This is a genomic window from Methylobacterium indicum (genome assembly GCF_001043895.1).
GTDB lineage: Bacteria > Pseudomonadota > Alphaproteobacteria > Rhizobiales > Beijerinckiaceae > Methylobacterium > Methylobacterium indicum.
In genome coordinates this window covers 12,730-35,516 of sequence record NZ_JTHF01000214.1, presented here as the reverse complement: position 1 = coordinate 35,516, position 22,787 = coordinate 12,730, and the positions used below count along the sequence as shown (strand labels likewise).

The following is a 22,787-nucleotide window of genomic DNA, read 5'->3' as shown; positions in this document are numbered from 1 at the left end:
CGGCCGGGCACGCCGGGGCGCTGGTTGGGCGGCAGCGGCGCATCGTTCGGGCCGGCGCCGGGCGCGTCAGGGCGGCCCGGGCCGCGACCCGGCTCGCCGGGCTGCGGCGCACCTGGCGGCGGAGCCGCACGGCCGGGGGCGGGGGCCTGGCCGGGAGCCGGCGTCTGACCGGGAGCCGGAGGCTGACCGGGCGCGGGCGGCTGGCCAGGGCCGCGCTGGCCCGGCGCATCCGGCCCGCGGCGATCCTCGCGCGCATCGGGGCGCTCGTCGCGACGATCCGGCCGCGCGTCGGGACCCGCGCGGTCGGGGCGCCCGGCGGGACCGCGATCCTGCGGCGGGGCCGGCGGCCGGCCGGGTTCCTCGCCGCGCGGACCACGCGGCTCCTGCCGGTCGGGCCTTTCCTGCCGGTCGGGACGGTCCGGGCGCTCCTGGCGATCTGGCCGCTCTTGGCGATCCGGCCGCTCTTGGCGATCCGGGCGGCCCTGCGGGCCGCGCTCCTGCGGCTCGGGCCGCTCGCGCTGCTGGGGTTCGGGGCGCTCACGGGGTGGCGCCGGGCGCTCGCGCGGCTCCTGGCGCTCGCGCGGTTCCTGGCGATCCGGCCGCTCGCGCTGCGGCTCGGGCCGCTCCTGGCGGGGCTCCGGTCGTTCCTGGCGGGGTTCGGGACGCTCGCGCGGCTCGGGCCGAGGCGCCGGGCGCTCCTGCCGCGGCTCGGGCCGCTCCTGGCGGGGTTCGGGTCGTTCCTGTCTCGGCTCGGGGCGCTCCGCCGGGCCACGCTCCGGGCGCGGTCCGCCGCGCTCGCCGCCCGGACCACCGGGTCCGCCATGCCCGCGCTCGCCCGGCCCGCCGCCGGGGCCTCCCGGACCGCCGGGGCCTCCCGGACCACCCGGTCCGCCGGGACCACCCCGCTCGCCCGGGCCGCCCTGGGCCAGCCGGATCACGTCGTCGCCCCGCGCCGCCACCTGGCTCGCGAGAAGGGGCTGGAGCAGCAGCGCCGGCAGAATCGTGCCGGTCAGCAGCAGCGCGCGGGCAGAGCGCATCAAGAAACCTCTCGTCCGTCGTCGGTCCCTTCGAACACCTTGACGGCGAGTTGGTTCCCTCGTGGGATTCCCCTCGGTCAGCCGGCCCGGTGCGGTCGCACCGCGCCGGGACCGTCCGTGAGACCGGCGTTACGGGGTCGCGACCGGGGCGGCGCCGGGTGCCGGCACGGTGGCGGCCGCGGCCTGCGGACCCTCCGCCTTGGCGGTGAGCGGCACCGGGATCAGGTTCGGGGCGATGATCCGCACCGCGGGGCGCTCCTCGGGGCCGGCGGGGCGGGCGGCGTCGGCGGCCTCGACCGTCTCCTCGACGCGGGTCGCGGCGGTCGCTGCCAGGGTGGCGGCGGCCCGGTCGGCGCGGCCGACGAGGGTCAGGCGCACCTTCGGCCGCGACATCGCCTCGGCCTGGGCCGGGGTGACGAAGATGTCGCCCTTGTGGCGGACCAGCATGCTCTCGGCCTTGACCAGGGCCTGCGCCCAGGTCTGCGTGCCCTTGCACGAGCAGTTCGGCACGAAGGCCTTCTGGAACTTGAAGGCGTTCGGCAGGGCCGAGTAGGCGCGCTTGGTCTGGATCGCGGCGGCCTGGGTCAGGCCGTTGTCGGAGGGCGGCATCGAGTAGGCGGCGGCCTCGGCCCCCGGGCAGAGCGCCTGGCACATCTCGTCGGCGCCCTCCCGCCCGTCGGGCAGGTTCGGCATCGGGAAATAGGCGCCGTCGCACATCCGCACGCAGATCACCTGCGAGCCGCCGCGCCCGAAGCCGTCGGCGGGCTTCGATTGCAGGGCCGCCGGGGTCGGCAGGCCGGTGCAGGATTCCTTCACGGCGGCGATGAGCTGCTCGCGCCGGGCATTCGAGACCTCGCGCGCGCCGGCGCCGTAGCCGGCATTGAGGGCGCGGATGCGCTGCTCGACCTGGGCGCATTGCGGCGGCCGCATGTCGAAGAACAGGAAGCGCCCGCCCTCGCAGCCGATCGACTGCCGGTAGGCGACGAGCTGCTGGATCTCCTCGATCTGGCCGCGATTCGAGTCGCGCTGGAGGCCGGCGAGCTCGGCGCGGAAGCGCTGGCAGGCCGCCGCGTTGGGCTCGGCCAGGGCGGCCTGGCACAGCGACAGCGTGGCGAGGATCCCGGCGAGGAGCCGGGCCGTGAGGCGAAGCAGCGGCATGGTGTGCGGGGACCGGCCGGTATGCGGGGACGATCCGCCCGCCCGAGGGCGGCGGACGAGACGAAAGCCGTCCCGCAGGCGCGCGGCGCCCAGCGGCAACGCCGGCGGTGAGGCCTGACGTCGACGCCCAAGCGTGGCAGGACGGGACGCCCCCGTTCTACCCTCCCTGGCCGCCGGGCGACAGCCTCCCTACATGCGTTAAGCTTCTTCACTGAAAGGTTGACGCGATGGTGTGGCGGCGGGGTCTCAGGGCTCGCGGTCGGAAGGCTGTTGTGACGGCGCTCGCCCTCGGGGCGTGCCTCGGGGCGGCGCAGAACGCGGCGCAGGCGCAGGAACCGGACCGGATCTTCGACAAGTCGACGGTCTGGCGGCCCCTGACGCCCAACGACAAGCTCGTGGTCTACGGCATCGACGATCCGGACGTGGCCGGCGTCGCCTGCCACTACACCCAGCCCGAGAAGGGCGGCATCAAGGGGACGCTCGGCCTCGCCGAGGAGGTCTCCGACATCTCGCTCTCCTGCCGCCAGGTCGGCCCAGTCAAGTTCAAGGACAAGATCAAGCAGGGCGAAGTCGTGTTCAGCGAGCGCCGCTCCCTGATCTTCAAGAGCATGCAGATCGTGCGCGGCTGCGACGCCAAGCGCAACACGCTGATCTACATGGTCTACTCGGACAAGGTGGTGCAGGGCTCGCCCAAGAACTCGACCTCGACGGTGCCGCTGATGCCCTGGGGCACCGAGCCGCCGCCGAAATGCGGCGACTTCCTCGGCTGACGCCTGATCTGTCCCGCAGCGTTCGAGACCATCCCGGGGCCCGCCTCCGCGCGGGCCCTTCGTCGTGTCCGGGGGCGGCGGCCGGCGGGGCGCCGCCGTGTCGTTCGGGCCGATCCCTGAACGAAACCGCGGCCCCGCCCGCCTCATTAACGATCCGGTAACCACGCTGCGCGCTTCATGGTGGTCGGTAACAACTCGTCAACCGCCGTGACCAGCATCAGCCTCACACGCCCCTCTCTCCCGCTGCGCGGCCGCTCGTTCCGGGCGCTCGTGCTCGCGCCGGAGACGCCGCTCGGCGACTGGTTCTCGCACCTGGATGCCCTGGTGCAGCGCTCGCCGACGCTCTTCTCCGAGCGCGCCGTGATCCTGGACGTCTCGGGCCTCGCCAAGGATTCCCTCCGGGAAGACGCGGCCGGACCCGAGGCGGCCGAGCCCGCCGAGGACGCCACCGATGCCGCGGCCGCAACGCCCGACATCGCCGGCCTCGTCGACGAGCTCAAGCAGCGCGGCATCCGCATCATGGGCGTCGAGAAGGCCGAGCCGGCCTGGCTCGGCCCGGCGCTGCCCCCGCTCCTGAGCGGCGGCCGTCCGGCCGAGATGGCGCCGCCCGAGCCCGCCAAGGATCTTGAGCTCCCCAGGGAGCCCGAGCCCGTCAAGCCGCCGGAGCCGCGCAAGCCGAATTCCCTCGTGCTCGAGACGCCGCTGCGCTCCGGCCAGTCGGTCTACCACCCGGAGGGCGACGTGACCGTGATGGGCTCGGTCGCCTCCGGCGCCGAGATCCTGGCCGGCGGCTCGATCCACATCTACGGGGCGCTGCGCGGCCGCGCCATCGCGGGGGCCGGGGGCAATCCCCGGGCCCGCATCTGCTGCCGCAAGTTCGAGCCCGAGCTGATCGGCATCGACGGTCTCTTCCGCACCGCCGACACCACCGATCCGAAGCTGCGCAAGAAGGCGGTCCAGGTCTGGCTGGAGGGCGACACCCTCCGCATGGCCGCCCTCGACTGAGGACATAATGCCGGCCGGACGGGCATGGCGCGGGCGACGACCGCCCCGGCCCGCCCGGCGACACACCCGAACAACCCCGTGAGCGCGCGACCCGGACCGGGGACGCCGCCTCATCCCGACAGCTCGGGGGGAGCATTCTCGAATGGCCAAGATCATAGTGGTGACGTCCGGCAAGGGCGGGGTGGGCAAGACCACCACGACGGCGGCGCTCGGCGCCGCTCTCGCCCAGGCCGGCCAGAACGTCTGCGTCGTCGACTTCGACGTGGGCCTGCGCAACCTCGACCTCATCATGGGCGCCGAGCGCCGGGTCGTCTACGACCTCATCAACGTCGTCCAGGGCGACGCCAAGCTCCCCCAGGCCCTCATCCGCGACAAGCGCCTCGACACCCTCTCGCTCCTCCCCGCCTCCCAGACCCGCGACAAGGATGCGCTCACCGACGAGGGCGTCGCCCGCGTCATCGGCGAGCTGCGCGAAAAATTCGACTGGGTGATCTGCGACAGCCCCGCCGGCATCGAGCGCGGCGCCACGCTCGCCATGCGCCACGCCGACATCGCCGTCGTCGTCACCAACCCCGAGGTCTCCTCGGTGCGCGACTCCGACCGCATCATCGGGTTGCTCGATTCCAAGACCGAGCGGGCCGAGAAGGGCGAGCGGCTGGAGAAGCACCTGATCCTCACCCGCTACGACCCCGGCCGGGCCGAGCGCGGCGAGATGCTGAAGATCGACGACGTTCTCGAGATCCTGTCGATCCCGCTTCTGGCGGTGATCCCGGAGAGCGAGGAGGTGCTGAAGGCCTCGAACCTCGGCAGCCCGGTGACGCTGAACGCGCCGCAGAGCGCGCCGGCGCGGGCCTACGCGGACGCGGTGCGTCGCCTCAAGGGCGAGACGGTGGCGATGACCGTGCCGTCCGAGAAGCGGTCTCTTCTGGGCAAGCTGTTCACGCGGAGGGCGGCATGAACCTGCTGAGCTTCCTGTCGCGGCGCGGGACGGCGCCGGTGGCGCGCGAGCGTCTTCAGATCTTGCTGGCGCACGAGCGGACGGCCTTCGGGCGCTCGGACCTGGTGGCGGTGTTGCGCGAGGAGATCCTGGCGGTGATCGCCAAGCACGTCGCCATCGACCAGGACAAGGTGAAGATCACCATGGAGCGGGGCGACGCGGTCTCGACGCTCGAGATCGACGTCGAGCTGCCGAAGACGCTCAACCGCGCGGCCTGACGGCCGCGCTCCCGTCCGCCCCTTGCGCTCCCGCCTCGCCCGGGCGATTCAGGCATCCCCGGGCCCGGACGGAGCGCGCATTGGCGGACGCCTTTCCCCTGCACGACAAGCTGGCCCTGGTCACCGGGGCCGGCAGCGGCATCGGCGCGGCCCTGGCGATCGGCCTCGCCCGGCGCGGCGCCCGCCTCGTCCTCGTCGACCGCGACCCCGACGGCCTCGCCCGCACCGAGGCGGCCGTCCGGGCGCTCGGACGCGACGTCGGCGCCCATTGCCTCGACCTCACGGACGCCGCCGCCATCGCGGCCCTGCCGGAGACGGTCGCCGCCCGCCACGGGCCCCTCGACCTCCTCGTCAACAATGCCGGCGTGGCGCTCGCCGGCCGCTTCGCCGACCTCGATCTGCCCGACTTCGACTGGCTGATGGACGTCAACTTCCGCGCCGTGGTGCGGATGACCCACGCCTTCCTGAGCACGCTGGAAAGCCGCCCCGCGGCCCAGATCGTCAACCTGTCGAGCCTCTACGGCCTCGTCGCGCCCCCGGGCCAGAGCGCCTACGCGGCGAGCAAGTTCGCGGTGCGCGGCTTCTCCGAGGCGCTGCGGCACGAATATGCCGGCACCAACCTCGGGGTCAGCGTCGTCCATCCGGGCGGCGTCGCCACCGCCATCGCCCGCAACGCCCGGGCCGGCCCGCGCCTCGATCCCGCCGAGGTCGCCCGCGGCAAGCGGGAGGCCGAGCGCTTCCTGCGCCTGCCCCCCGAGGCGGCGGCCGCGCGCATCCTCGCCGGCATCGCCCGCCGCGAGCCCCGCATCGTCGTCGGCCGCGATGCCGCCCTGGTGGCGCTGATCCAGCGGCTGATGCCGGTGCGCTACTGGTCGCTGATCGCCCGCGCCATGGAGTGACCCCTGATGACCAGCCTGCGCGCCCACATCTTCACCTGGATCATCCGCTGGCAGGTCCGGCCGAAGATCGCCCGGGCCGGCGGTGACGTTGCGGCGATCCGGCGGGTCATGAACCAGGGCGGCTTTCCCGACCTGCCCGGCATCGCGTTCCGCGACGGCGAGGTCGGCGGTGTTCCGGGCGAGTGGGCCGAGCGCCCGGGGCTCGCGCCCGACGCGCCGCGCCTCCTCTACCTGCATGGCGGCGGCTTCATCGCCTGCTCGCCCCGCACCCACCGGCCGTTCACCGGGGGCTTCGCCGCGCGGGGCTTCCGGGTGTTCTGTCCCGATTACCGGCTGGCCCCCGAGCATCCGTTCCCGGCGGCCCTCGACGATGCGGCCGCCTGCTGGTCCGCCTTCGCGGCCGCGGGGCCGGCGGGGGTCGCCGGCGATTCCGCCGGCGGCAACCTCGCGCTCGCCCTGATGCTGCGGGCGCGCCGCGACGGCCTGCCGATGCCCGAGGCGGCCGTGCTGTTCTCGCCCTCGACCGACATGCAGGGGGAGGGCGCGTCGATGCGCACCAATGCCGGCCGCGACGCGATGTTCGAGCCGACGAAGCTGCGCCACCTCGTCGACCTCTACCTCGCCGGTCACGATCCCGCCGACCCGCTCGCCTCGCCGCTCTACGGCGACCCCACCGGCCTGCCGCCGCTCCTGTTCCATGTCGGCGAGCGGGAGGTGCTGCGCGACGATTCCGTGCGCTTTGCCGACAAGGCGCGGGCGGCGGGCGTCGACGCCACCGTGAAGCTCTGGCCGGTGGTGCCGCATGTCTGGCAGCTCGCCCAGTCCTTCCTGCCCGAGGCGCGCCGCTCCCTGTCGGAGGCCGCCGCCTTCCTGAAGAACCATGCCCGCACGACGGAGGCCGCGCGGTGACGGAGGCCCCCGCCACGGCCTCCTCCCCCGCTCCCTGGCCGACGACCCCGCTCGCCGTCCTGGTGATCGGCGCCGGCTTCTCCGGCCTCGCCATGGCGATCCGCTGCCGGCAGGCGGGCATCGACGACGTGATGGTGGTCGAGAAGGCCGCTGCGGTCGGCGGGACCTGGCACACCAACACCTATCCGGGCGCGGCCTGCGACATCCCGGCTCATCTCTACGCGCTCTCCTTCGCGCCGAAGCCCGACTGGACCCGGACCTATGCCGGCCAGCCCGAGATCGCCGCCTACCTGCGCGACCTCGTCGCGCGGTTCGATCTCGGCTCCCGCCTGTCCCTCTCGACCCATGTGACCGGCGCGGTCTGGGACGAGGGGCGGGCGCTGTGGCGGGTCGAGACCGATCGCGGGCCCGTCGAGGCCCGGGTGCTGGTCTCGGGCATGGGCGCCCTGCACCACCCGGCGCTGCCGGCGATCCCCGGCCTCTCGTCCTTCCGCGGCCCGCTCTTCCACACGGCGGCCTGGGACCACCGCGTGCCGCTCGCGGACCGGCGCGTCGGCGTGATCGGCACGGGGGCGAGCGCGATCCAGGTCGTGCCGGCCATCGCGCCCGAGGTGGGGCGGCTGGTGCTCTTCCAGCGCACCCCGCCCTGGGTGATGCCGCGCAACGACCGGGCGATCGGCCCGCGGCTCCACGCCCTGTTTCGCCGCCTCCCGCTCGCGCGCCGGCTCCTGCGCGGGGCCCAGTTCTGGCTGCGGGAGGCGCAGGCGGCCCTGGGCTTCACCCGCGTCTCGCGCCTCACCCGCCTCGCCGAGATGGCGAGCCGGCTCCACCTGCGCCGCCAGGTCCGCGACCCCGCCCTGCGGGCGAAGCTCGCGCCCCCCTACCGCCTCGGCTGCAAGCGGGTGCTGATCTCCGACGACTTCTACCCGGCCCTGAACCGGCCGAACGTGACGCTCGAGACCGGCAGGATCCACGCCGTGACCCCCGACGGCGTGACCCTGGCGGACGGGACCCACCATTCCCTCGACGTGCTGGTGCTCGCCACCGGGTTCGACGTCACCGCCTCGCTCGCCCGGGTGCCGGTGGTCGGCCGCGACGGGCTGATCCTGGCCCGGGCCTGGGGCGAGCGGGTGGCGGCGCATCGCGGCGTCGCGCTGGCGGGCTTTCCCAATTTCTTCATGCTGCTCGGCCCCAATACCGGGCTGGGCCACAACTCGGTGGTGCTGATGATCGAGGCGCAGGTCGAGTACGTGCTCGCCTGCCTCGCCGAGATGAAGGCGCGCCACCTCGCGGCGATCGAGCCGTCCCCGGAGGCCCAGGCGCGCCACCTCGCCGAGCTGGAGGCGCGGCTCGCGGGCAGCATCTGGCAGCAGGGCGGCTGCGCCAGCTGGTACCAGGACGCGGCCGGGCACAACATCGCGCTCTGGCCCGGCACGGTGGTGGCCTACCGGCGGGCGATGCGGGTGCCGGACTGGTCCGAATTCGTCCTCACGCCCGCCCGGAGCGGGACGTGAGCGGGCGCCGCTCCCGCAACAGGCGTGGATCGCATCGCTGCGCTGCGGCGATAGCGCTTTGCGCCCGTCACGGACGCGTGCTATCGGCCCGTGCCAACTCAATACAGGCAGATTGCCCGGCAGAGCGCCCGGCACGGCGCCGATTCTGCGGCCTCTTCCGAGGTCCGCAGGCAGCAGGAGTTGGTTCATGGCCCGCATCATCACGGATTCGATCATCGAGGGCCTGACCTTCGACGACGTCCTGCTCCGCCCCGCCGCATCCTCGGTGATGCCGGCCGAGGTGAATCTCGGCACCCGCCTCACCCGCACGATCAAGCTCAACATGCCGATCATCGCCTCGGCGATGGACACGGTGACCGAGGCCCGGATGGCCATCGCGATGGCGCAGAACGGCGGCCTCGGGGTGATCCACCGCAACCTCGAGCCCCCGGAGCAGGCCGAGCAGGTCCGCCTCGTCAAGAAGTACGAGTCCGGCATGGTGCTCAACCCGATCACCATCCACCCGGACGAGACCCTGGCCGACGCCTACACGCTGATGCGCCAGCACGGCATCTCGGGCATCCCGGTGGTCGAGCGCGGCCCCAACGGCTCGCGCGGCAAGCTCGTCGGCATCCTGACCAACCGCGACACGCGCTTCGCCACCGACCAGAGCCAGCCCGTCGCCGAGCTGATGACCCGCGACCGGCTGATCACCGTGCGCGAGGGCGTGACCCAGGACGAGGCCAAGCGCCTGCTGCACCAGTTCCGCATCGAGAAGCTGCTCGTCGTCGACGACCACTACCGCTGCATCGGCCTCATCACCGTCAAGGACATCGAGAAGCAGGTCGCCTACCCGAACGCGATCAAGGACGAGCAGGGCCGCCTGCGGGTCGCCGCCGCCACCACCACCGGCGACGGCGGGTTCGAGCGGGCCGAGCGCCTGATCGATGCCGGCTGCGACGTGATCGTGGTCGACACCGCCCACGGCCACTCCTCCAAGGTGCTGGAGAGCGTGCGCCGGGTGAAGACCCTGTCGAACGCCGTGCAGGTCATCGCCGGCAACGTCGCGACCCGCGAGGGCGCGAAGGCGCTGATCGATGCCGGCGCCGACGCGATCAAGGTCGGCATCGGCCCGGGCTCGATCTGCACCACCCGCATCGTCGCCGGCGTCGGCGTGCCCCAGCTCACCGCCATCATGGAGGCGGTCGAGGCCGGCAACGAGGCCGACGTGCCGGTGATCGCCGACGGCGGCATCAAGTATTCGGGCGACCTTGCCAAGGCGATCGCCGCCGGCGCCTCGGTGGCGATGCTGGGCTCGCTCTTGGCCGGCACCGACGAGGCCCCGGGCGAGGTGTTCCTGTACCAGGGCCGTTCGTACAAGAGCTACCGCGGCATGGGCTCGGTCGGCGCCATGGCGCGCGGCTCGGCCGACCGCTACTTCCAGGCCGAGGTCAGCGACACCCACAAGCTCGTGCCGGAGGGCATCGAGGGCCAGGTTCCCTACAAGGGCCCGGTCGCGGCGGTGCTGCACCAGCTCGCCGGGGGCTTGCGCGCCGCCATGGGCTATGTCGGCGCCCCGTCGATCCCCGAGATGCAGGAGAAGGCGCAGTTCATCCGCATCACCAATGCGGGCCTGCGCGAGAGCCACGTCCACGACGTGACGATCACCCGCGAGAGCCCGAACTACCCGGGCCGCGTCTGACGCGCCGATGCGGGCGGCGGAGCCGGGCCTGTTCCGGCTCCGCCGGCACGATGCCGCCCAGTCGGCGGCACCCACATTCCGGTTCTCCTCGCCCGGGTCGCGCCGATGCGGGCCCGGTCGGCCCGAGGCGCGGCGGGGCCGCGTCCGGCCTCAGCCCCCCTGCGATCCCCCGGGCACCGGCCCGAGCCGCCGGGCCAGGCGCTCGATGCGCTCGGCGGTGCGCTGCACGGTCTCGGCGAGGCGCGCCTCGGCGCCCTCGCGTTCGGCGGTGCCGGCATCGGTGGATTCGCGCAGGGACGCGGTCTCGCGCTCCATCGCCTCCATCCGGCGCTTCGTTTCAGCCAGCTCGTCCGCCAGGGTCAGCGCCGCCATCACGTGCAGGCGCATGTCGCCGATCTCGCCGAAGGCCTTGCGCATGTCGCCGATGCGGGCGTCGAAGCTCGCGGCCAGCCCCTCGAGGTGGCGTTCCTCGCCCTCGCCGCAGGCCATGCGGTAGGTCTTGCCGGCGATGGTGACGGTCACTTGAGGCATGGAGTCACCTGGGGCATCGGATCCAGTTGGGGCATCGGTTCCAGTTGGGACGTCGGTTCGGTTCGGGCAACGGTTCGCCTTCGGGCGAACGGCCGGGGGCTGACGAGGTTCGCAACCGATGGCCGGCGGCCGGCAGGGGAGGGCGTCAGGCCTCGCCGCGCTCGCCGGCGCGACCGAGCACGCCCTCGACGGTGCCGATGGCGCGGCCCAGGCGGTGATCCACGTCCTCGGTCACGGATTGCACCTCGGCGAGGCGCGCCGTCGCCCCGTCGAGTTCCGCGGCGAGCCGGGCGCGGTCGTCGCGCATGATCTCGAGTTCGGTCTCGAGGTCGCTGTGGCTGCGCTCCGCGTCGAGACGGCGCGCCACCGCGGATTCGAGGAGGGCCACCGAGGCTTCGAGGCGGCGCAGCGCTTCCTCCACCGCTGCGGTCATGCTGATCTCCGAAAACGCGACAATCCGGAAAAACCCTAAAGGCCCGCGCCGTGCCTCGCAATCGTCGTGCCGGATCCGCGGGGCGAGGCTGGGGACAATCAGGCCGCCGCGGCGACCTCCAGGCGGTTCCGCCCGCCGGCCTTCGCCCGGTACAGCGCCCGATCGGCGGCCGAGAGCAGCGCGGGCAGGTCGTGGCACTCGGGCCCCGCCGCGGCGAGGCCGACGCTGACCGTCGCCGGGATGCCGGGACCGTCGCGATCCGTCGCCGCCGCCGCGAAGGCGCGGGCGATGCCCTCGCCGACCCGGCGGGCAGCCGCCACGTCGAGCCCGGGCAGCAGGGCGGCGAATTCCTCGCCGCCGAGCCGGCCGAGCAGCGCCCCCGGTCCGGCGACCCGCCCGGCGGTCTCGGCGAAGAGCCGCAGCACCGCGTCGCCCGCGGCATGGCCGTGACGGTCGTTGATCGCCTTGAAGTGATCGAGATCGAAGGCGAGCAGCGCCACCGGCCGGTCCGGTGCCCGCGCGCCGAGGAGGCGCGCTCCGGTCTCGAAGAAGCCGTGGCGGTTGGCGACGCCGGTGAGGTAGTCGGTGCGCGCCGCCGCGACGGCCTGGGCCTGGGCTTCCTCGCGCACCAGCGCGATCAGGCTCATCGGCATGGCCACCGAGTACAACGCGCCCTCGTACATCGTCACCTTACCCAGGACCGGCAGCAGGCCGTCGCCGTAGGCCGCGACGAGGACGGGCGTCAGGACCGCCCGCGCCAGGTTGAACAGCCCGTGGCCGCCCGCCACCGCGATCGCGACCTGCCGCGCGCGCAAGGACCGGGCGGTGCGGCTGCGCATCAGCGCCAGGGCGGTCAATCCGCAGGCGAGCGCGATCGGCAGCGAGGCGAGGTAGTTCCAGAACGGCCCGGCGAAGCGCGGTCCGAGGGTGGCCCACAGGAGCGCGAGGCCGGCCAGCACGGCCAGCGGCAGGCGCAGGCGCGCCCGCCCGTCGAGATGGCCGACGCCGTGCAGGACCATCAGGTAACCGGAGACGATCAGCAGGTTGGCGAGCGCCGCCCCGAGGACGCCCGGCAGGGCGGACCGGTTCATCGCCATGACCAGGCCCGCCGCGAAGGCCAGGTAGGCGCCGGCCCAGATCGCGAGTTCGCGGGCCCGCCGCGGATGCGCCTGACGCTCCCAGAGCGTCATCGCACCGGCGACGATCAGCGTCCCGACGATCAGGCAGTAGAGGGTATGGAGATCGATCTGCATGGCTGCCGTCACCTGTACCCATGTGCATACAGATCGGCGAACGCAATCTTCGTTACGGTTCCGGCCGATCCCCGCTTCTTGCGCTCACATGGTTAAACGTCTCCCCGGACGATGCCGAGCACCGACGTCGTCGCGCGCCAGACGTCATCGCGATGGAGCCGCCGGGAGGGACGAGGATGCGCGGATCTACGGAGCAACGCGCCGTTTAATCCGGCGACATCGCTCGGCGGGACCGGATCGGAACGGCCGGTCCGGACAGTTTTCCCCAAGGCTCCGCTTGGGTTTGACACGTCCCGGCACCATGATAGGAAGCCCGCGCCCCCGCCGGGCGACTGTCGCCGGCGGATTGACGGAATACGAGCTGCCGTGACGCTTCCCGTGCTCTCCGCCCGTACCGTCCCCACCGGGACGGCAGGCGTGTGCGGGACCACGAGCGCAGCGGGCCTCGCCGGCCGAAGCCGGTCTCTCGTCAGCAGCCACGCACGCCGCGCCGGCCGAAATCCTGCAACCACGGCCCGCCGCGCAGCCCGGCCCGCCGCAGGGGCCGACCGGCTCCCAGGGGCGCTTCGCCGACGAGCGGCAGCCCGCCCCCACCCCCTTCGCCACGCCCATTCCAAGGGAGAGAACACATGACGGTCAAGGTCGCCATCAACGGCTTCGGACGCATCGGCCGCAACGTCCTGCGCGCCATCAAGGAAGCCGGCCGCACCGATATCGAGGTCGTGGCCATCAACGATCTCGGCCCGGTCGAGACCAACGCCCACCTGCTGCGCTTCGACTCGGTCCACGGCAAGTTCCCGGGCACCGTGTCGGTCGAGGGCGACCACATCGTGGTCGACGGCCAGCGCATCCGCGTCACCGCGATCAAGAACCCGGCCGAGCTGCCCCACCGCGAGCTCGGCGTCGACATCGCGATGGAATGCACCGGCATCTTCACCTCGAAGGACAAGGCCAAGCTCCACCTCGACGCCGGCGCCAAGCGCGTCCTCGTGTCCGCTCCCGCGGACGGCGCCGACCTCACGGTCGTCTACGGCGTGAACCACGACAAGCTGACGGCCGACCACCTGGTGGTCTCCAACGCCTCGTGCACCACCAACTGCCTCGCCCCGGTCGCCAAGGTGCTCAACGACGCCGTCGGCATCGAGCGCGGCTTCATGACCACGATCCACTCCTACACCAACGACCAGCCGTCGCTGGACCAGATGCACAAGGACCTCTACCGGGCCCGCGCCGCGGCCCTGTCGATGATCCCGACCACGACCGGCGCCGCCAAGGCCGTCGGCCTGGTGCTGCCGGAGCTGAACGGCCGCCTCGACGGCACCTCGATCCGCGTGCCGACCCCGAACGTCTCGGTCGTCGACTTCAAGTTCAACTCCAAGCGCGCCACCTCGGTCGCCGAGATCAACGAGGCCATCAAGGCCGCGGCGAACGGCCCGCTCAAGGGCGTGCTCGGCTTCACCGAGGCCCCGAACGTCTCGATCGACTTCAACCACGACCCCCATTCGTCGACCTTCCACATCGACCAGACCAAGGTCATGGACGGCAGCTTCGTGCGCGTGCTGACCTGGTACGACAACGAGTGGGGCTTCTCGAACCGCATGGCCGACACCGCCATCGCGATGGCGAAGCTCATCTGATCACGGCCGACGCGACGGGCCGGCTCCCCTGGAGGGGGCCGGCCTTCGTTTTCGGGCGGCCCCGTCCTGGGGCCGCCCGCTTCGTCCTTCAGGATTCGCCCCCGAGGATCCGCCGATGACCGACGCCGCGCCCTCCACCCGCCCCGCGAACGCCGCCGACGCCGCCCTGCTGCAGGGACCGGTTCCCACCCCGGCCGCCGCGCCGCCGAACGCGGTGCCCGCCGTCCCGCCGAATCCCGTCCCTCCGCAGGCCCAGCCCGGCGCCCCCGCCCGGCTCGCCGTCGCGCTCCCCAGCCAGGTCGCCGACCAGCTCGCCCGCATCGAGGACAAGGCCTCGCGGATCGAGGACAAGTACGCCCGCTCCGAGGCCCTGCTCGCCCGCGTCGAGGACCGGGTCGAGGCGGCCGGCGCCCGCATGAACGAGGCCGCCCGCCAGGCCGACCTCGCGGCCCTGCGCGCCGAGGTCCGGGCGCTCTCCGACCGTACCCGCCGCCTGCCGGGTGCCGGCGCCCTGATCCTGACGGCGGTCGTCACCGCCGTGCTCACGGTGGTGCTGACCCTGGTGGCCCAGCGCCTCAACCTCCAGTCCCTGATCCCGCTGCGCTGATCCGCGCCGCGCCACCCCCACAAGGTGCCCCGCCGATGACCCAGTTCCGTACCCTCGACGATGCCGGCGACCTGAAGGGCAAGCGCGTCCTCGTCCGCGTCGATTTCAACGTGCCGATGGACCAGGGCCGCGTCACCGACGCCACCCGCATCAAGCGCGTGCTGCCGACGCTCAACGAGCTCGTCGAGGCCGGCGCCAAGGTGATCCTTCTGGCCCATTTCGGCCGCCCGAAGGGCAAGCCGGTCGCCGCCGAGTCCCTGCGCCCGATCGCCGAGGCCACCGCCAGGGAACTCGGCCGCCCGGTCGCCTTCGCGGAGGATTGCATCGGCGAGACCGCCGCGTCGGCCGTGGCGGCGCTGAAGGACGGCGACGTCCTGATGCTGGAGAACACCCGCTTCCACGCCGGCGAGGAGAAGAACGACAAGGCCTTCGTCGAGGCTCTGGCCGCCAACGGCGACGTCTACGTCAACGAGGCCTTTTCCGCCGCCCACCGGGCGCACGCCTCGACGGAAGGCCTCGCCCACGTTCTGCCGGCCTATGCCGGGCGCCTGATGCAGGCCGAGCTCGATGCGCTGACCAAGGGCCTCGAGGCGCCGGCCCGGCCGGTGGTGGCGATCGTCGGCGGCTCCAAGGTCTCGACCAAGATCGATCTCCTGAAGAACCTCGTCGCCAAGGTCGACGCCCTGGTGATCGGCGGCGGCATGGCCAACACCTTCCTGCACGCCGCCGGCCTTAGCGTCGGCAAGTCGCTCTGCGAGCGCGACCTGGCCTCCACCGCCCAGGCGATCATCGAGGCGGCACGGGAAAAGAACTGCGCCATCATCCTGCCGGTCGACGGCGTGGTCGCGGAGGAATTCAAGGCCGGCGCCCCCCACCACACCTACGGGGTCGACGCGATCCCCGACAACGGCATGATCCTCGACATCGGCGGCCTGTCGGTCGACCGGATCTCGGCCGCGATCGACGATGCCAAGACCCTGGTGTGGAACGGCCCCGTCGGCGCCTTCGAGATCGCGCCCTTCGACCAGGGCACGGTGGCGGCGGCCCGCCACGCGGCGGCGCGCACCAAGGCCGGCCAGCTCGTCTCGGTGGCGGGCGGCGGCGATACGGTGGCGGCGCTCAACCATGCCGGCGTGTCGGCGGACTTCACCTACATCTCGACCGCCGGCGGCGCCTTCCTCGAATGGCTCGAGGGCAAGCCGCTCCCGGGCGTCGACGCCCTGCGCCGGCAAGCTTGAGGGTTCCGTTCAGGTCGGCTGCGTTAGGACGCCGGCCGACCCGTCCGCTATAGTGCGGCAACACTGACAGTCTCGGAGGATTTCGACATGGCGCGCATCACGCTCAGGCAGCTCCTCGACCACGCCGCCGAGCACGGCTACGGGGTGCCGGCCTTCAACATCAACAACATGGAGCAGGGCCTCGCCATCATGGCGGCGGCCGATGCCACCGACTCGCCGGTGATCCTCCAGGCGAGCCGCGGCGCGCGGTCCTATGCCAACGACGTCGTGCTGGCCAAGCTGATCGACGGCCTCGTCGAGATCTATCCCCACATCCCGGTCTGCATGCACCTGGATCACGGGAACAACGAGGCGACCTGCGCCACCGCGATTCAGTACGGCTTCACCTCGGTGATGATGGACGGGTCGCTGAAGGCCGACGGCAAGACCCCGGCGGACTACAATTACAACGTCGAGATCACCCGCAAGGTGACCGAGATGGCGCACTGGGCCGGCTGCTCGGTCGAGGGCGAGCTCGGCGTGCTCGGCTCGCTCGAGAGCGGCGAGGGCGAGGCCGAGGACGGCCACGGCGCCGAGGGCGTCCTGTCGCACGACCAGCTCCTCACCGACCCGGCCGAGGCGGAAAAATTCGTGGCGGCCACCAAGGTCGACGCGCTCGCGGTCGCCATGGGCACCTCGCACGGCGCCTACAAGTTCACCCGCAAGCCCGACGGCGCGGTGCTGGCGATGAACGTGATCGAGGAGATCCACCGCCGCCTGCCCAACACCCACCTGGTGATGCACGGCTCCTCGTCGGTCCCGCAGGACCTCCAGGACATCATCAACCAGTATGGCGGCGAGATGAAGCCGACCTGGGGCGTGCCGGTCGAGGAAATCCAGCGCGGCATCAAGCACGGCGTGCGCAAGATCAACATCGACACCGACAACCGGATGGCGATGACCGGCCAGATCCGCAAGATCCTGATGGAGAACAAGGCCGAGTTCGACCCGCGCAAGTACCTGAAGCCGGCGATGGACGCGATGACGAAGCTCTGCAAGCAGCGCTTCGAGGAGTTCGGCACGGCGGGCAACGCCGGCAAGATCCGCCCGATCGCGCTCTCCGAGATGGCCAAGCGCTACGCCGCCGGCAAGCTCGACCCGTCCTTCGCCCCGTCGAAGGCCGCCGCGGAGTAATCCAGGCAGGGTGGTGAGGCGGCCTTGAGCGCCGCATCGCCGCCCCATTGACCATGCAGCAGGGCGGGCGGCCGGCGGGCCGTCCGCCCCGCGCGTTTTCGACGGCTCCCGTCCAGACCCCTCGCGACAGACTGAAGATGGCCGATCCCCAGACCCGCCTGATCCTCCTCACCGCCCCCGAGGCCGGCCCGGACCTCAAGGATCGCCTGGCGCGCGCGGTCGCGGCCGGCGACGTCGCCGCGGTGATCCTGCGCCTGCCGCCCGGCGAGGAGCGCGCCCTCGTCAACGCCGTCAAGGCGGTGGCGCCCGCGGTGCAGGAGGCCGGGGCGGCCCTGGTGCTGGCCGGCGGCGGGGGCATCGACCTCGCCACCGTGGCCTCCCGCAGCGGCGCCGACGGCGTCCATGTCCCGGCGAATCACGGGGCGGAGGACCAGGCGGAATCGGACATCCCCGCCGAGGCCGACGGCGAGGAGGATGAGGAGGACGAGGGCGACAGCCCGCTGCGCGCGCTCCGCGAGCGCCTGCGCGACGGCCGCATCCTCGGGGTCGGGCGGCTGCGCACCAAGCACGCCGCCATGGAGGCCGGCGAGGCCGGCGCCGATTACGTCCTGTTCGGCGACGAGGCGAAGCTCGCCCACGACGACCTCGTGGCGCGGCTGACCTGGTGGGTCGAGATCTTCGAGACGCCCTGCATCGCGCTTGCCCGCGACCTCGCGGCGGTGCCGGACCTCCTCGCCACGGGGGCCGAGTTCATCGGCCTCGATCCCGTGCTCTGGGCCGGGGAGGGGGGCGAGGCCGCGGTCGCCGAGGTGCAGCGGATGATCCAGGACCGGCCGGCCGGGGAGGGGTGAGGATGCGGATGCTCCGCCTCGCGACGCCGGCGCTCCTCGGCGCGGCCGGCCTCGCAATCCTTGACCTCGCGGCCGGACCGGTCGCGGCCAAGCCGACCGCGACGACGCCGGTCCCGACCTTGCCGGGCACCCAGACCTTCGGCGCGCCCAACAAGACCCTGCCGGGCGCGGCCTCGCTGCCGCCCGCGCCGTCGAAGGACCCGAACGCCGACCTCGCCTACGGCGCCTACCAGCGCGGCTTCTACGTCACGGCCTTCAAGGAGGCGACGAAGCGGCTCGAGACCAACAAGACCGATTTTCCCGCCATGACCCTGCTGGCGGAGCTCTACAGCCAGGGCCTGGGCGTGCGCCAGGATCCCGCCCGTGCCGCCGAATGGTACCGGCTGGCCGCCAATCTCGGCGATCCGCATGCCGCGGCGACGCTCGGCATGATGCAGATCGAGGGCCGGGGCGTGCCGAAGGACCAGGCCGCCGGCCGCGCCCTCCTGGAAAAAGCCGCCGCCCGGGCCGACGCGACCGCGAGCTACAACCTCGCCCTGATCCTGCTCGGGACAGGCGCGCCCGCCGACCTGACCCGCGCCGTCGATCTCCTGCGCCAGGCCGCCCACCAGGAGCTGGCCCCTGCCCAGCACGCGCTCGGCGTGCTCTATCTCCAGGGCCGTGGGACCGCGAAGGATCCGACCAAGGCGGCAGAGTGGTTCCGCCGCGCCGCCGACAACGGCGATCTGCCCGGCGAGGTCGAGTACTCGATCCTGCTGTTCAACGGCGAGGGCGTGGCGAAGGACGAGGCCCGCGCCGCCCGCTACTTCCGCCACGCCGCCTTCCGGGGCAACGCGGTGGCCCAGAACCGCGTCGCTCGGCTCTACGCCAGCGGCCGCGGCGTCCAGAAGAACCTCGTCGAGGCCGCGGCCTGGGACATGGCCGCCCGGGCGCAGGGCCTCTCGGACGCCTGGCTGACCCAGGCCGTGTCCGGGCTCAACGCGGAGGAGAAGGCCCGCGCCGAGCGGCTGGCGGCGGACCGGGCGGGGCCGTGAGCGGGGCGTAGCGCCGTCGCCGGGAGGGCACCGTGGATCGTGCATTGACCGAGGCGGTCAAGGGCCTCAGGCGGTTCGGCCCGGACGGGCTGGTCTTCGCGCTAGCGATCGTCGGGACGTTCGGCGCGTTGTCGGTCGGCGCACCGCCTGCCTGGACGGTTGCGGCCGGCTGCGGCTTCTGCCTGCTCTGGCTCCTGCGCAACTACGTCGATGCGCGGATCGCCCTGCGAACCAAGATGGCTGAGCTTGAGATCGAGGCCCGGCGTGGTGGGCAACGGGTGATCGAGAAGTCCAGGAAATCGTAGCCGCGACAAACCCGCCCCTCGTCCCTATCTTTCGTCTCGAAGATCCTCTGTACGGTGCCGATCATGCAGGAAGCAGCCGTCGTCATCGCCATTGTCGCAACCGCGGCGCTCGCGGCCCGGGAACTCGTCCGGATGACGGCCGAGGCACGCCGGCGAGCCCGGCTGATCGATGGCGCGCGGGCGGACCTCTCTCGCTGCCTCGCCGTCACGGAGCGCGCCCTGGCGGACGAGCGCGTGCCGGCTCTCCTCAAGGCCGTGCTGTCGAACCAGGCCGCGGCGCTGGGCGATCCCGCCATCGGGCGCGCCCGGGTGGCGGCGTTCTCGCGCATGCCAGGGCGCGAGGACGGGGCCGACCGCGACGACCCCATCGATCTCTCGCTCGACCGGTTGGCCGCGATCGATGCCGGCCTCGCCTTCGATTGCCGTGCGGCGCTGACGCAAGGGTTGATGGCGCTGCTCCTCCTGCACGCCGACACGGGCGCGCTCGACCGGGCGACGCGGGACGTGGTCCGGCGTCGCCACGGACTTCCGGCCCGGCTGGACGTGCTGTTTGGCGATGCGAAGGCCAGCCCCGGAGGGCCCATGCCGGCGCCCGTGTAGATGGGCCGACCGCATTTTCTCCCCGATCCGATGTGACATGCCGCGCGATGCGGCTTAGAGGCATCCCTGAGTGACGTTGCCCGTGCCGAGAGGTAACGGGCCGCTTTCCCGTTTCCGTTCACGTCGTGCAGGGCGATCGCGCCCGCCATCAAGGACCACCCATGACCCCGACCCGCATTCCGGGAGCCGCCGCCCGATGATCGTCTCTCCCCTGATGACCGTGATGGTCGATGCCGTGCGCAAGGCGGCGCGCGGGCTCAAGCGCGATTTCGGCGAGATCGAGAACCTGCAGGTCTCGCGAAAAGGGCCGGGCGACTTCGTCACCGCCGCCGACCGCAAGGCCGAGGCCACCCTGCGCGAAGCCCTGATGAAGGCGCGGCCGGGCTACGGCCTCGTGATGGAGGAGAGCGGGGTCATCGAGGGCCAGGACAAGACCCATACCTGGCACGTCGACCCCCTCGACGGCACCACCAACTTCCTGCACGGCGTGCCGCATTTCTGCATCTCGGTCGGCCTCGAGCGCGAGGGCACGATCGTCGCGGCGGTGATCTACGAGCCGATCAAGGACGAGCTCTACCTCGCCGAGCGCGGCAAGGGCGCCTTCCTCAACAACAAGCGCCTGCGGGTCGCCGGCCGGCAGGACCTCGCCGACAGCCTGGCGCTCTACGGCTCGCCCTATCTCGGCCGCGGCAGCCATCCGCGCCTGCTCAAGGAGCTCGCCGCCGTGATGGCGGTGACCGGCGGCGTGCGCCAGACCGGCTCGGCCGCCCTCGACCTCGCCGCGGTCGCCTGCGGCCGGGCCGACCTCTATTGGGAACGCGACATCAAGACCTGGGACATGGCCGCGGGCCTGCTCCTGGTGCGCGAGGCCGGCGGGTTCGCCAGCAGCGCCGACGGTGGTGCCGACCCGATGACCGCCGGCTCGGTCGCCTGCGGCAACGAGGTGCTGCAGCGCGAGCTCGTCTCCATCCTGCGCAAGGTCGGCGGCTGACCCCGCCGCCCGGGCCGGCTCCGACCGGCCCCGGCCTTCGCCGACATCTCGAAAAAAGGCCTGACGCCATGGACCCGCGCACCACGTCCGCCCTCAAGGACGCGATCCGCTCGATCCCGGACTATCCGAAGCCCGGCATCATGTTTCGCGACATCACCACCCTGCTCGGCGATGCCCGCGCCTTCCGGCGCGCGGTGGACGAGCTGGTGCACCCTTACGCGGGCGGCCGGATCGACCAGGTCGCCGGTATCGAGGCGCGGGGCTTCATCCTCGGCGGCGCCATCGCCCACCAGCTCTCCTCGGGCTTCGTACCGATCCGCAAGAAGGGCAAGCTGCCCCACACCACCGTGTCGATCGCCTACGCGCTCGAATACGGCACCGACGAGATGGAGATCCATTCCGACGCGGTGAAGCCCGGCGACCGGGTGATCCTGGTCGACGACCTGATCGCCACCGGCGGCACTGCCACGGCGGCGGTGGAATTGCTGCGCCGGATCGGCGCCGAGGTGGTGGCGGCCTGCTTCGTCATCGACCTGCCGGAACTCGGCGGCGCCGACCGCCTTCGCGCCCTCGACCTGCCGGTGCGGACCCTGATCGAGTTCGACGGACACTGAACGAAAAATAAAGGCGGGCCGTTCGGGCCCGCCTCGTTGCTTTACTCATCCCACTCTCCACACCTCATCCTGAGGTGTTAGTCGATCGACGATCGACTGACCTCGAAGGAGAGCTCCAGAGACCACAGCGAGTCCTGGAGCCCTCCTTCGAGGCTCCCTGCGGTCGCACCTCAGGATGAGGGCGTGGGCGGGATGAGGCAGACGCTCCCCGACGGATCCCTCACGCCGCCTTGGCCAGGCTCTCGAACAGGCCGCGCCCGTCGGTGCCGCCGACGAGCCCTTCGACGAAGTTCTCCGGGTGCGGCATCATCCCGAGCACGTTGCGGTCTTCCGAATAGATCCCCGCGATGGAGTTGAGCGAGCCGTTGCGGTTCGCCTCCACCGTGATCTGGCCGGCGGCGTCGCAGTAGCGGAACGCCACCCGGCCCTCGCCCTCGATCCGCGCCAGGGTCTCGGCATCGGCGAAGTAGTTGCCCTCGCCGTGGGCGACACAGACGTCGATCACCTCGTGCTGGGCGTAGGCCTTGGTGAAGGCGGTGTCGGCGCGTTCCACCCGCAGGGTCTGGCGGTGGCAGATGAAGCGGCGGCCGACATTGCGCATCAGCACGCCCGGCAGCAGGCCGGACTCGCACAGGATCTGGAAGCCGTTGCAGATGCCGAGCACAAGCCCGCCGCGGGCGGCGTGAGCCCGCACCGCGTCCATGGCGTGGGCGCGTCCCGCGATGGCGCCGCAGCGCAGGTAGTCGCCATAGGAGAAGCCGCCGGGCAGGACCGCGAGGTCGGTGCCGGCCGGCAGCTCGGTCTCGGTGTGCCAGACGGTGGCCACCTCGGCGCCGGCGAGGCGCAGGGCCCGGGCGACGTCCCGCTCGCGGTTCGAGCCCGGGAAGACGACGATGGCGGCCTTCATCGGGCGATCTCGACGCGGTAGTTCTCGACCACGGTATTGGCGAGCAGCCGGTCGCAGGCGGCCTTCACGGTCGCCTCGGCGGCGGCCTCGTCGGCGGCGTCGACCTCGACCTCGAAGAACTTGCCCTGGCGCACGCCGGCGATGCCCGAGATCCCGAGCGAGCGCAGCGCCCCCTCGATCGCCTTGCCCTGGGGGTCGAGGACGCCGGTCTTCAGGGTGACGGTGACGCGCGCTTTCATCGGCCAGACCTTCGGCAGCGGGGAGGGCTTTTGTCAGGCTCCCGATAGTGCGGAACGTGCGCCGAGGCAACGCCGGGGCGGCGTCCGCGGCGGTCGCGCCGACACGGATTGATCTTTGCTGGTAGGATTCTAATACTCCCCGGGATACCGGATACCACGGCACGGGCGGGCGTCCGCCGCACCGGG

General features: G+C 72.5%; 24 protein-coding genes and 1 pseudogene. 18 read left to right on the top strand and 7 right to left on the bottom strand.

Annotated features, from left to right (window positions below; translation table 11 throughout):
• Positions 1-1,037, bottom strand: a pseudogene (locus QR78_RS35745) (hypothetical protein); the annotation flags it as partial.
• 129 nt (positions 1,038-1,166) lie between these two features.
• Positions 1,167-2,195 carry a DUF2865 domain-containing protein gene (locus tag QR78_RS23715; protein ID WP_048430054.1) on the bottom strand — a complete coding sequence of 343 codons (1,029 nt, stop codon included), beginning with the start codon at positions 2,193-2,195 and terminating at the stop codon, positions 1,167-1,169.
• A 227-nt stretch (positions 2,196-2,422) separates the two neighbouring features.
• Between QR78_RS23715 and QR78_RS23710 the strand changes: the two genes are divergently transcribed.
• From QR78_RS23710 to guaB, 8 genes are all read left to right on the top strand, one after another.
• Positions 2,423-2,965: a CreA family protein gene (locus tag QR78_RS23710; RefSeq protein ID WP_048430053.1), complete on the top strand. Its 543-nt coding sequence runs from the start codon at positions 2,423-2,425 to the stop codon at positions 2,963-2,965.
• 207 nt (positions 2,966-3,172) lie between these two features.
• Positions 3,173-3,970 carry a septum site-determining protein MinC gene (gene minC, locus QR78_RS23705; RefSeq protein WP_048430059.1) on the top strand — a complete coding sequence of 266 codons (798 nt, stop codon included), beginning with the start codon at positions 3,173-3,175 and terminating at the stop codon, positions 3,968-3,970.
• A gap of 142 nt (positions 3,971-4,112) precedes the next feature.
• The gene (minD, locus tag QR78_RS23700) at positions 4,113-4,928 is read left to right on the top strand and encodes a septum site-determining protein MinD (RefSeq protein ID WP_048430052.1); all 816 of its coding nucleotides are present in this window, start codon (positions 4,113-4,115) and stop codon (positions 4,926-4,928) included.
• Positions 4,925-5,185 (top strand): cell division topological specificity factor MinE, encoded by a 261-nt coding sequence (minE, locus tag QR78_RS23695; protein WP_048430051.1) that lies wholly within the window; start codon positions 4,925-4,927, stop codon positions 5,183-5,185. Before minD ends, minE begins: the two co-directional genes overlap by 4 nt.
• A gap of 80 nt (positions 5,186-5,265) precedes the next feature.
• Positions 5,266-6,084, top strand: coding sequence for an SDR family NAD(P)-dependent oxidoreductase (locus QR78_RS23690; protein WP_048430050.1), 819 nt, complete (start codon positions 5,266-5,268; stop codon positions 6,082-6,084).
• 6 nt (positions 6,085-6,090) lie between these two features.
• Positions 6,091-6,993, top strand: coding sequence for an alpha/beta hydrolase (locus QR78_RS23685; RefSeq protein WP_048430049.1), 903 nt, complete (start codon positions 6,091-6,093; stop codon positions 6,991-6,993).
• A complete protein-coding gene (locus QR78_RS23680) occupies positions 6,990-8,507 on the top strand; it encodes a flavin-containing monooxygenase (RefSeq protein WP_048430048.1) in 1,518 nt (505 codons plus the stop codon). Before QR78_RS23685 ends, QR78_RS23680 begins: the two co-directional genes overlap by 4 nt.
• 187 nt (positions 8,508-8,694) lie before the next feature.
• A complete protein-coding gene (gene guaB, locus QR78_RS23675) occupies positions 8,695-10,188 on the top strand; it encodes an IMP dehydrogenase (protein WP_048430047.1) in 1,494 nt (497 codons plus the stop codon).
• 150 nt (positions 10,189-10,338) lie between these two features.
• Here the strand turns inward: guaB and QR78_RS23670 are convergent, their stop codons facing one another.
• The 3 genes from QR78_RS23670 to QR78_RS23660 all read right to left on the bottom strand — a co-directional run bounded on the left by QR78_RS23670 (position 10,339) and on the right by QR78_RS23660 (position 12,405).
• Positions 10,339-10,719, bottom strand: a complete 381-nt coding sequence (locus QR78_RS23670) for a cell division protein ZapA (protein ID WP_048430046.1) — start codon at positions 10,717-10,719, stop codon at positions 10,339-10,341.
• A 145-nt stretch (positions 10,720-10,864) separates the two neighbouring features.
• The gene (locus tag QR78_RS23665) at positions 10,865-11,152 is read right to left on the bottom strand and encodes a DUF4164 domain-containing protein (RefSeq protein WP_048430045.1); all 288 of its coding nucleotides are present in this window, start codon (positions 11,150-11,152) and stop codon (positions 10,865-10,867) included.
• Positions 11,153-11,250: 98 nt separating this feature from the next.
• Positions 11,251-12,405 carry a GGDEF domain-containing protein gene (locus QR78_RS23660; RefSeq protein ID WP_048430044.1) on the bottom strand — a complete coding sequence of 385 codons (1,155 nt, stop codon included), beginning with the start codon at positions 12,403-12,405 and terminating at the stop codon, positions 11,251-11,253.
• Positions 12,406-13,034: 629 nt separating this feature from the next.
• Here QR78_RS23660 and gap point away from each other — a divergent pair.
• From gap to QR78_RS23610, 10 genes are all read left to right on the top strand, one after another.
• Entirely contained in the window at positions 13,035-14,042 is a 1,008-nt protein-coding gene (gene gap, locus QR78_RS23655; protein ID WP_048430043.1) for a type I glyceraldehyde-3-phosphate dehydrogenase, read from the top strand.
• Positions 14,043-14,157: 115 nt separating this feature from the next.
• Positions 14,158-14,649, top strand: a complete 492-nt coding sequence (locus QR78_RS23650; protein ID WP_244276541.1) for a hypothetical protein — start codon at positions 14,158-14,160, stop codon at positions 14,647-14,649.
• A gap of 35 nt (positions 14,650-14,684) precedes the next feature.
• The gene (locus QR78_RS23645) at positions 14,685-15,887 is read left to right on the top strand and encodes a phosphoglycerate kinase (RefSeq protein WP_048430042.1); all 1,203 of its coding nucleotides are present in this window, start codon (positions 14,685-14,687) and stop codon (positions 15,885-15,887) included.
• An 87-nt stretch (positions 15,888-15,974) separates the two neighbouring features.
• The gene (gene fba, locus QR78_RS23640; RefSeq protein ID WP_048430041.1) at positions 15,975-17,060 is read left to right on the top strand and encodes a class II fructose-bisphosphate aldolase; all 1,086 of its coding nucleotides are present in this window, start codon (positions 15,975-15,977) and stop codon (positions 17,058-17,060) included.
• Positions 17,061-17,197: 137 nt separating this feature from the next.
• Entirely contained in the window at positions 17,198-17,911 is a 714-nt protein-coding gene (locus tag QR78_RS23635) for a thiamine phosphate synthase (protein ID WP_048430040.1), read from the top strand.
• Between the two features lie 2 nt (positions 17,912-17,913).
• Positions 17,914-18,945, top strand: a complete 1,032-nt coding sequence (locus QR78_RS23630; RefSeq protein WP_082172018.1) for a tetratricopeptide repeat protein — start codon at positions 17,914-17,916, stop codon at positions 18,943-18,945.
• Between the two features lie 32 nt (positions 18,946-18,977).
• The gene (locus QR78_RS23625; protein ID WP_125901245.1) at positions 18,978-19,250 is read left to right on the top strand and encodes a hypothetical protein; all 273 of its coding nucleotides are present in this window, start codon (positions 18,978-18,980) and stop codon (positions 19,248-19,250) included.
• 63 nt (positions 19,251-19,313) lie between these two features.
• A complete protein-coding gene (locus QR78_RS23620; RefSeq protein WP_125940048.1) occupies positions 19,314-19,850 on the top strand; it encodes a hypothetical protein in 537 nt (178 codons plus the stop codon).
• A 196-nt stretch (positions 19,851-20,046) separates the two neighbouring features.
• On the top strand, positions 20,047-20,841 hold the full coding sequence (locus tag QR78_RS23615) for an inositol monophosphatase family protein (protein ID WP_048430037.1): 795 nt from the start codon (positions 20,047-20,049) through the stop codon (positions 20,839-20,841).
• A 68-nt stretch (positions 20,842-20,909) separates the two neighbouring features.
• Positions 20,910-21,455, top strand: coding sequence for an adenine phosphoribosyltransferase (locus QR78_RS23610; protein ID WP_048430036.1), 546 nt, complete (start codon positions 20,910-20,912; stop codon positions 21,453-21,455).
• 220 nt (positions 21,456-21,675) lie between these two features.
• On the opposite strand, the gene purQ is transcribed toward QR78_RS23610, so the two are convergent.
• Both purQ and purS read right to left on the bottom strand, forming a co-directional pair.
• Complete coding sequence (gene purQ / locus QR78_RS23605; protein WP_048430035.1) at positions 21,676-22,362, bottom strand: phosphoribosylformylglycinamidine synthase subunit PurQ; 687 nt, start codon at positions 22,360-22,362, stop codon at positions 21,676-21,678.
• On the bottom strand, positions 22,359-22,601 hold the full coding sequence (purS, locus tag QR78_RS23600; RefSeq protein ID WP_048430034.1) for a phosphoribosylformylglycinamidine synthase subunit PurS: 243 nt from the start codon (positions 22,599-22,601) through the stop codon (positions 22,359-22,361). Before purS ends, purQ begins: the two co-directional genes overlap by 4 nt.
• Between the last annotated feature and the right edge of the window lie 186 nt (positions 22,602-22,787).

Bases quoted from the DNA above. Each gene is read 5' to 3' on its own strand.
- QR78_RS23715 (WP_048430054.1), bottom strand. From the start codon at position 2,195: ATGCCGCTGCTTCGCCTCACGGCCCGGCTCCTCGCCGGGATCCTCGCC.
- QR78_RS23710 (WP_048430053.1), top strand. From the start codon at position 2,423: ATGGTGTGGCGGCGGGGTCTCAGGGCTCGCGGTCGGAAGGCTGTTGTG.
- minD (WP_048430052.1), top strand. From the start codon at position 4,113: ATGGCCAAGATCATAGTGGTGACGTCCGGCAAGGGCGGGGTGGGCAAG.
- minE (WP_048430051.1), top strand. From the start codon at position 4,925: ATGAACCTGCTGAGCTTCCTGTCGCGGCGCGGGACGGCGCCGGTGGCG.
- QR78_RS23685 (WP_048430049.1), top strand. From the start codon at position 6,091: ATGACCAGCCTGCGCGCCCACATCTTCACCTGGATCATCCGCTGGCAG.
- guaB (WP_048430047.1), top strand. From the start codon at position 8,695: ATGGCCCGCATCATCACGGATTCGATCATCGAGGGCCTGACCTTCGAC.
- QR78_RS23670 (WP_048430046.1), bottom strand. From the start codon at position 10,719: ATGCCTCAAGTGACCGTCACCATCGCCGGCAAGACCTACCGCATGGCC.
- QR78_RS23665 (WP_048430045.1), bottom strand. From the start codon at position 11,152: ATGACCGCAGCGGTGGAGGAAGCGCTGCGCCGCCTCGAAGCCTCGGTG.
- QR78_RS23660 (WP_048430044.1), bottom strand. From the start codon at position 12,405: ATGCAGATCGATCTCCATACCCTCTACTGCCTGATCGTCGGGACGCTG.
- gap (WP_048430043.1), top strand. From the start codon at position 13,035: ATGACGGTCAAGGTCGCCATCAACGGCTTCGGACGCATCGGCCGCAAC.
- QR78_RS23650 (WP_244276541.1), top strand. From the start codon at position 14,158: ATGACCGACGCCGCGCCCTCCACCCGCCCCGCGAACGCCGCCGACGCC.
- QR78_RS23645 (WP_048430042.1), top strand. From the start codon at position 14,685: ATGACCCAGTTCCGTACCCTCGACGATGCCGGCGACCTGAAGGGCAAG.
- fba (WP_048430041.1), top strand. From the start codon at position 15,975: ATGGCGCGCATCACGCTCAGGCAGCTCCTCGACCACGCCGCCGAGCAC.
- QR78_RS23635 (WP_048430040.1), top strand. From the start codon at position 17,198: ATGGCCGATCCCCAGACCCGCCTGATCCTCCTCACCGCCCCCGAGGCC.
- QR78_RS23630 (WP_082172018.1), top strand. From the start codon at position 17,914: ATGCGGATGCTCCGCCTCGCGACGCCGGCGCTCCTCGGCGCGGCCGGC.
- QR78_RS23620 (WP_125940048.1), top strand. From the start codon at position 19,314: ATGCAGGAAGCAGCCGTCGTCATCGCCATTGTCGCAACCGCGGCGCTC.
- QR78_RS23615 (WP_048430037.1), top strand. From the start codon at position 20,047: ATGATCGTCTCTCCCCTGATGACCGTGATGGTCGATGCCGTGCGCAAG.
- QR78_RS23610 (WP_048430036.1), top strand. From the start codon at position 20,910: ATGGACCCGCGCACCACGTCCGCCCTCAAGGACGCGATCCGCTCGATC.
- purQ (WP_048430035.1), bottom strand. From the start codon at position 22,362: ATGAAGGCCGCCATCGTCGTCTTCCCGGGCTCGAACCGCGAGCGGGAC.
- purS (WP_048430034.1), bottom strand. From the start codon at position 22,601: ATGAAAGCGCGCGTCACCGTCACCCTGAAGACCGGCGTCCTCGACCCC.